The 7,451-nt window shown below is 60.2% G+C and carries 10 protein-coding genes; 8 read left to right on the top strand and 2 right to left on the bottom strand.

Annotation, left to right across the window (positions count from 1 at the left end; translation table 11 throughout):
• The 4 genes from ABR948_RS26505 to ABR948_RS26490 form a co-directional block, all read left to right on the top strand.
• Positions 1 to 585 (top strand): outer membrane beta-barrel protein (locus ABR948_RS26505; protein ID WP_428123658.1); only part of this gene is annotated, 585 nt, incomplete at its 5' end.
• Positions 586 to 653: 68 nt separating this feature from the next.
• Positions 654 to 1,409, top strand: a complete 756-nt coding sequence (locus tag ABR948_RS26500; RefSeq protein WP_428123656.1) for an outer membrane protein — start codon at positions 654 to 656, stop codon at positions 1,407 to 1,409.
• 45 nt (positions 1,410 to 1,454) lie between these two features.
• Positions 1,455 to 2,264: an outer membrane protein gene (locus ABR948_RS26495; RefSeq protein ID WP_428123654.1), complete on the top strand. Its 810-nt coding sequence runs from the start codon at positions 1,455 to 1,457 to the stop codon at positions 2,262 to 2,264.
• A gap of 125 nt (positions 2,265 to 2,389) precedes the next feature.
• On the top strand, positions 2,390 to 2,530 hold the full coding sequence (locus ABR948_RS26490) for a hypothetical protein (protein ID WP_428123652.1): 141 nt from the start codon (positions 2,390 to 2,392) through the stop codon (positions 2,528 to 2,530).
• A gap of 112 nt (positions 2,531 to 2,642) precedes the next feature.
• Here the strand turns inward: ABR948_RS26490 and ABR948_RS26485 are convergent, their stop codons facing one another.
• Positions 2,643 to 2,981, bottom strand: coding sequence for a hypothetical protein (locus ABR948_RS26485; RefSeq protein WP_428123649.1), 339 nt, complete (start codon positions 2,979 to 2,981; stop codon positions 2,643 to 2,645).
• Between the two features lie 255 nt (positions 2,982 to 3,236).
• Between ABR948_RS26485 and ABR948_RS26480 the strand changes: the two genes are divergently transcribed.
• Together ABR948_RS26480 and ABR948_RS26475 are read left to right on the top strand one after the other, a co-directional pair.
• The gene (locus ABR948_RS26480) at positions 3,237 to 3,482 is read left to right on the top strand and encodes a hypothetical protein (protein WP_428123647.1); all 246 of its coding nucleotides are present in this window, start codon (positions 3,237 to 3,239) and stop codon (positions 3,480 to 3,482) included.
• A gap of 368 nt (positions 3,483 to 3,850) precedes the next feature.
• The gene (locus tag ABR948_RS26475) at positions 3,851 to 4,075 is read left to right on the top strand and encodes a hypothetical protein (RefSeq protein WP_428123645.1); all 225 of its coding nucleotides are present in this window, start codon (positions 3,851 to 3,853) and stop codon (positions 4,073 to 4,075) included.
• Between the two features lie 65 nt (positions 4,076 to 4,140).
• Here ABR948_RS26475 and ABR948_RS26470 read toward each other — a convergent pair whose 3' ends face one another.
• Complete coding sequence (locus tag ABR948_RS26470; RefSeq protein ID WP_428123642.1) at positions 4,141 to 5,049, bottom strand: DUF2927 domain-containing protein; 909 nt, start codon at positions 5,047 to 5,049, stop codon at positions 4,141 to 4,143.
• A 618-nt stretch (positions 5,050 to 5,667) separates the two neighbouring features.
• Here ABR948_RS26470 and ABR948_RS26465 point away from each other — a divergent pair.
• Both ABR948_RS26465 and kdpA read left to right on the top strand, forming a co-directional pair.
• On the top strand, positions 5,668 to 5,757 hold the full coding sequence (locus ABR948_RS26465) for a K(+)-transporting ATPase subunit F (RefSeq protein WP_428123639.1): 90 nt from the start codon (positions 5,668 to 5,670) through the stop codon (positions 5,755 to 5,757).
• Between the two features lie 93 nt (positions 5,758 to 5,850).
• On the top strand, positions 5,851 to 7,451 hold a 1,601-nt coding region (gene kdpA / locus ABR948_RS26460), incomplete at its 3' end, for a potassium-transporting ATPase subunit KdpA (protein WP_428123636.1).

The raw sequence follows: 7,451 nt of genomic DNA, 5'->3' as shown, positions 1-7,451 counted from the left end.
AGCGGCAATGACGACATCAACCTCGTCGCGGACGGCATCAACAACGGCACCTGGGGTTACAACAACCTGCAATGGTACGGCTTGACTTATTATCACAAGTTCAACGACCAGTGGCACATCTCGATCGAATCCTACAATGAGCACCAGAACAACGTCGCCAACCTGAACAACCCGACGGCGGTTGCCGCGATCGCCAATGGGGGCACACCGTTCTCGCCGCAATACATGCCGTTCAATGCGCCCGGCGGCGCGCTCTGCGGCAGCGCGGCGGTGTATAGTTGCACCGCGACTTTTCAGACCGCTCTGATGTATCTGAATTACAAAGCGTCGCCGCTTGACAGCATCTCGTACCGCTTCGAATTCGTGAACGACGAGCAGGGCCAGCGCACCGGCATCAAGACGCGCTATATCGAGACCGGCGTCGGCTGGCAGCACTGGTTCTCGCCTCAGATCGAGATCCGGCCCGAGGTTTCCTACTACAGGTCGCTGGATGCGAATGCGTTCAACGGCAATTCCAACCTCGGCATCGCGCCAAACAAGAACTTCGCCATCATCGGTGCGGCGGACATGATCCTTCACTTCTGATGTGTGGAAAGGGTCGCGGCGGCCAAAGCCGCCAGATGTTCCGTCAGACACTTCGACAGGGGATAACAATGAAGCGAATTCTTCTCACCACCGTCTCGCTCGGTGTGCTGGGTCTGCTGTCACCGGCTTTCGGTGCGGACCTGCCCACCTATTCGAAGGCTCCGTCCATCGCGGCGCCCGTCTATGACTGGACCGGCGTCTATGTCGGTGTGTTCGGCGGCGGCGGCTACGGCAACCACAATGTCAACGATGCACTGGGTACCAATACGCCGTTCGCCGATTACACCGCCAACTATTCTTCCACCGGCGGCGTGGCCGGCGGCGAGGTGGGCTACAACTGGCAAAGCGGCAGCTACCTGGTCGGTGTCGAGGGCGATCTGTTCTGGTCCGGCATCAGGGGTAACGACTCTTCGGCCATCGCCGCAGGCGCCTTTCCAATCACCTCGGTCGATCAGGACAACCTCCGCTGGGGCGGCACGCTTCGGGTGCGCACTGGTTTCACCATTGATCGCTGGCTGATGTTCTTCACCGGCGGCTACGCCTACGGCAATATCATCCATACCAACACCGATCCGGTATTCGGAGTCGACAAGTTCACGGTGCAGGCCAACGGCCTGACCGGCGGCGCCGGATTCGCTTACGCCATCACCAACAATGTGATCGGCAAGTTCGAATACCGTTATTACAATTTCAACGGCTACAACCGCCCCGGCAATCCGCTGACGCCGAATGGCCAGCTCCCCTATACCACCGAGACGACCTACTCGGTCGTGACGATCGGCCTCGACTTCAAGTTTGGCGGTCCCGTTGTTGCGAAATACTGAGGTTTCGGCGGAACGATTTTTGCGCAAGAACAGATCGGAGAAAACATGAAGAGCATTTTGCTTGGAGCCCTGGCGCTGGCCTCGGCCGCAGCGGCGGCTCCTGCCTTGGCAGCCGACTTGCCCGTAAAATCAATGGCACCGTCCGCACCAACGTACAATTGGAACGGCTGGTATATAGGCGGTAACGCCGGTGTTGCCTGGGCCACCGACACGCTCACTGGCTACTCGGGCGGGCCCGGGACAGCTCCATTTTTTGCGGCTGGTGGATTGCCAACAACCCTGGCGCCCGGCGCCGGCGGTTACTTGGGCGGTGCTCAAATCGGCTACAATTGGCAAGTTTCACGATCATGGCTGGTCGGCCTCGAGGCCGACCTTCAGGGCGGCGATTACAAGGGCACTTCCAGCATTTCGTCGGCAGTGTTCACTACATCTGTCGAGCAGCACAGTGACTGGTTCGGAACCGTGCGCGGTCGTGTTGGTTTCCTTATAGCTCCCAACATACTTTTATACGGCGTCGGCGGTTTCGCTTACGGTCAGGTCGAGTCAAGCCAATCGACAATTGCCAACGGGCTCACGCTCGCGGCATGTCCTGCAACTCTTCCCTGCGCCGCGGCTAGCGGTAGCTCCACACGATACGGGTGGACGGCCGGCGGCGGCTGGGACGTCATGTTTGCACCGAACTGGACGGTGAGAGCCGAGTGGATTTACGTGGATCTTGGCGTTCAATCGTTGACCGCGACGACTCCGGCCTTTACCCCGCCAGTTACTTTCACCTCCGACAACAAATTTCGCGAGAGCATCCTGCGGATTGGTTTCAACTACATGTTCGGAGGTCCCGTCGTCGCGAAATATTGAGGCTTCGCCTGAGCCGGTCGGCGGCAACAGCTGATTGGCTCTCTTATCGTCAGAAAGACGCAGCCGTGACGGCTTCGGCGTTGAAGCAACGAATCAGGCAAGGGATCGGACGAGGGATCAGCACCGTGATCGCGGTCGCGGCGCTGTGTGCCGCGGTGGCGGGATGCGCCAGCGATATCGCAGCCACACCATCGCAGAAGGCCGGCGGTAACGGTCAGTTGCGCTATTACGGCGGCCCGAAATCTCCGATGTGGTCGGGCCAGTAGAGCTGAACTGCCGTATTGGATTGATCACAGCGCGGCCGCGGGCGGCATCGTCGCCTGCTCAAGCCGGCGAGGAACAGTTACCTGCAAAGAACAGTTGAAGGCGTGAAAGCGCTTACCAGACGACGAAGCCGCAGAGCAACGCCAGCGGCAGAACCGTCACACCGAGATACATCCAGGTCCGGTAGGCGCCGGCGTCCTTGGGCAGAATGAAAAGATTGACGATAAACCACGCGCAAACGCCGAAACCCAACAGCACCCGGATCAGATCACCCGGCGTTTCGTAGAGCGACGAGATGCGCTCCATCTGCGGGCTGGCGACGCGCGCGGTGATCACCGTCAGCACGATCAGGAAAACTGTGCGGACAAAGACGCCTCCGAACCAGACGCTCGCGGATGGTTTGGGGACAGGTTTCTCCGTTGGACTCGCTTGCAAATTCACGTTGGCGCTCATTGCACACTCCCGCATCAACTTGCTCAAAAATCTATCCCTCATCGCGCTGCAGCAGCAAGAGGATATTTTATTTATATGAGGGGATTCGGCGGCGATTCAATGACAGCACCCCTTACCTTTTGGGGGGATTCGCGGATCGGCAATTTCACGTGAATTTCCTCAAATCGAAGCCGCCGGAAGCACGACAGGCTGGAAAAGTCGTGCAGGACTTGTAAACTCCGCAGTCAACAAGGCTTCGTAGCGGGGGAGAGGCACATGGCCGGCGGTACCAAAGCGATCAGGGTGGCGGTCGCGGCGGCGGCGATCATTTCATCGCTGACCCTTCCGGCGTATCCGCAGTCCTTCAAGAAAGGCGTTGGCTCCGGCGCTCCCACCGAAACCCGTCAGCCGGTCGATGAGAAGGCCTACAAGGCCGCGCTGGATCGCATCCCGGCGCCGAAGCAGGGATACGATCCCTGGGGCGTGGCGCGCCCGACCGAGCCCGCCAAGACCGGAAAGTGAAGACTGGAAAGTAGTCGCCGCTCGTCCCGCCCGCAGGCTTGCGCAGCCGTGAACCCAGGATTGGCCGATGGATCGGCCCGCAACATCATTTTTTCGACCAATGGATGCCGCCGTCGAAAGCCGTTTTCGAGTCGAAAAATCCGGGTGCAGCGCAAAAAATAATAGCGAAATAGTATTGCTATTTTTTGCGCCGAAAAAAAGTTTTGCTGATAATTAAGGCATTTGATGTTTGATTCTTGCGCTTACCTTGAGTTGATACCATCATCATCTGAAGGGACAACGCGGCGCCAACAAGACGTCGAACATAGTCGACCAGGAAACGTTCAGGCCGGTTCTGTTTGGGTTGTCTCGAGCCAAAGGAGGCTGCCATGTACAAACATCTTGCCACCATCGCCGGAGCGCTCGTCATCCTGTCCGGAGCCCTGCTGGTATCCGACCGCGCCGAGGCGGGGGCGTCCGCCAGTGCGGCGTCGAAAAACCACCACCCGAATCAGCTTGCGGCCGCGCAGCAGACCAATCGACAGGCGCGCAGCAGTGACTTCGGGATTACCGAGTATTCCTCGTCGTCGGCGAGAAAATCCTCGCAGCACTAACGCCTGGAGCATCGATCGCCTAGCGGATCGATCCAGCAGCCGTCGAATATGACGGCCCCTGGATCCTAGTCGCTTGCGACCGGCTGATGTTGAGCGTCGGCGTGGCGCGGCAGATTGATATCGCCCACCCATGCGCGCGCCGTCGGCATCACGTCGGGCAGTAGCGCGTTGACCTCATCCTTGGTCATCCCCGGGCGAACCCGCGGGTCGTAGAGAATGTTGAGAAGATACTGGTCGTAGACGTCGAAGAATCCCATCTGGACGTCGTCGTTGAACATGGTCCAGGGCACCGAGCTGTCGTCATTGATGGCGCCGAGCGCCTGCAGCAGCTCTTCATAGGCGCAGTCATAGAAGGTGAAATCCCCGGCATCGACCGGCAGGATCACTTCGGCGCGGCGGATGCGATAGCGATCGTCCTTGCCAATCCCCGACAGACATTGCGGATTGAGGCTCTGCTGAATTCGCTTGGCTCTGTCGCTGCCATAAAGCGAGCGAATGGTCCGGTCGAAATCGTGCGCCGCGACCAGCCGGACGACGAAATTGGCGGCCTGGCGGTCGTTGGTGACAGCCACATCGAGATGTTTCACATGGGCCCTGATATCGTCGATAACAGCCGCGATCTCCGGGCGCCGGTCCGGCGTGCCTTTGCTGTCCAGGAATATCCTGACCGGCTCATCGAATTTGCGCACGCGTTGCGCCGGCGCGCCGAGCTGCAATTCGGCATTGAACGCGATCTTGAAAAAGCCGTCCTTGATTTCGTCGTCGGTAAAATCCGTCCGCTCCGAGGCGCGCCGGCTGCTGATATCAGGATCTTCCGCATGCGCCGGACCGGCGTTGATGGCCGCGAGTAACATGGCGATCGCGGCGAGCGCGGTCGCCATCGGTCTGCGGACGACGCGCGTGTCCTGTGCGGGTCCTTGCGCCGATGCGCTTGCCGAAGACGACAAGTCGGAAACGAACGGCAACAACATCATGTCATTCCCTGCAAAACCGATTCGGCTTTCCCTCACATGAGGTGTCTGCCGTAGCGTCGCTGTAACCGCTTCAGGCCTCGTTGATTTTTGAAGCAAAATTCATACCGAGGGCCACGTCCGACGAGGTCTAATCAAGCAGCTGCAGCATAGGATTTCGAGATATCGCGGGGGCATTTGAAATAGCTATTTAATAGCCAACAATTCGATCCCTGGCTTCGGCGCGGAAACGACGCGCCAGCCCGGAAGGTTTGGCCTTTATGAGATTCCTATAACTTCGCCGCGGCCGCCGCCTCGAAAACATATGCGCGGGGTGGCACTTCACGACCACCGATACGGTCAAGGCGCGGTTGCAGCTCCGATCCAGCTTGATCCACCGCAATCTGCCTTCCCGGCGTTGCGCCACTGTGGCGCAGTGAAGGACGCGAAGGAGCATTCATGTTGGACATCGTCATGCTGGCCCTTGGGCTCGGCTTCTTCGTGGCGGCCATCGGCTACACCTACGCCTGCGAACGACTTTAGATTCTGGATTCTGACGCGTTTTCTTCACACCAACCGGTCCCCGCGAGGTTCAAGCACGGGGCAGGCACTGGTTCGAAAACGCTCCGAAGGAGCACAACCATGATGTTCGATTATTCGCTCGCCGGTCTCGTCGCCGCGGGGTTGCTGTTTTACCTGACCTACGCGCTGCTGCGGCCGGAGCGGTTCTGACCGCGCAAGACCGGCCCCGGGGTCCGGGATCGGCCCTTTCGTAAACTTGCTCTCGTAAACTTGCGGCCCTTGTAAACTTGAAGGCATACGACCATGACCGCCATCGGCTGGATTCAAATTGTTCTGTTCTGTGCGATCATTGTCGCGCTGGTCAAACCGCTCGGCTGGTACATGACGCGCGTCTTCAATGGCGAGCGCACCTTGCTTTCACCGGTGCTGCGGCCGGTCGAGGCCGGGCTGTACCGGCTCGGTGGCGTCGACGAGAAGCGCGAGCAGCATTGGCTGACCTACACGGTCGCGATGCTGCTGTTCCATGTCGGCGGCTTTCTCATTCTGTATGCGGTGATGCGGCTGCAGGCGGTGCTGCCCTACAACCCGGCCGGACAGCCCGCCGTCGCGGAGGATCTCTCGTTCAACACCGCGATCAGCTTCATCACCAATACCAACTGGCAGAATTACGGCGGCGAAAGCACGATGTCCTATCTCGTGCAGATGCTGGGCCTGACCCACCAGAATTTCCTGTCGGCGGCGACCGGCATCGCGCTGGCGATGGCGCTGATCCGCGGCTTCTCGCGCTCCTCGATGCGCACCGTCGGCAATTTCTGGGTCGATGTGACGCGCTGCACCCTCTATGTCCTGCTGCCGATCTGCATCGTCTACACGCTGTTCCTGGTCTGGCAGGGCATCCCGCAGACGCTCGGCGCCTATGTCGATGCGACGACGCTGGAAGGCGCCAAGCAAACGATCGCTGTCGGCCCGGTGGCTTCTCAGGTCGCCATAAAAATGCTCGGCACCAATGGCGGCGGCTTCTTCAATGCCAACGCCGCGCACCCGTTCGAGAACCCGACGGCGTTGTCGAACTTCGTGCAGATGCTCTCGATCTTCGCGCTCGGCGCCGCGCTGACCAATGTGTTCGGCCGCATGGTCGGCAATCAGCGCCAGGGCTGGGCGATCCTGGCCGTGATGGGCGTGCTGTTCGTGTCCGGCGTCGCCGTCACCTACTGGGCGGAAGCCAACGGCACCAGCGCGCTGAGCGCGCTCGGGCTGACCGGCGGCAACATGGAAGGCAAGGAAGTCCGCTTCGGCATCATTGCGTCTTCGCTGTTCGCGGTCGTCACCACAGCGGCGTCCTGCGGCGCGGTCAATGCCATGCATGACAGCTTCACCGCGCTCGGCGGCATGATTCCCTTGATCAACATGCAGCTCGGCGAAATCATCGTCGGCGGCGTCGGCGCCGGGCTTTACGGCATGCTGCTGTTCGTCGTGCTGGCGATCTTCGTCGCCGGGCTGATGGTCGGCCGCACGCCGGAATATGTCGGCAAGAAGATCGAGGCGCGCGAGGTCAAGATGGCGATGCTCGCGATCCTGGTGCTGCCTTTGATGTATCTGGGCTGGACCGCGGTCGCGGTGGTGCTGCCGTCGGCGGTCGCCTCGATGGCCAATGCCGGCCCGCACGGCTTCACCGAAGTGCTCTATGCCTATACCTCGGCCACCGGCAATAACGGGTCGGCGTTCGGCGGGCTCACCGGCAACACCTTCTTCTACAATCTCACGCTGGCCAGTTCGATGTTCGTCGGCCGGTTCTTCATGATCATCCCGGCGATGGCGCTGGCGGGTTCGCTCGCGGGCAAGAAGTCTATACCGCCGTCGGCCGGCACCTTGCCGACCACCGGCGGCCTGTTCGTCGGCCTGGT

This window comes from Bradyrhizobium sp., from assembly GCF_050014615.1.
Classification (GTDB): Bacteria; Pseudomonadota; Alphaproteobacteria; order Rhizobiales; family Xanthobacteraceae; genus Bradyrhizobium.
The sequence above is the reverse complement of the archived record's forward strand: the minus strand, read 5'-3'. Positions and strand labels throughout refer to the sequence as shown.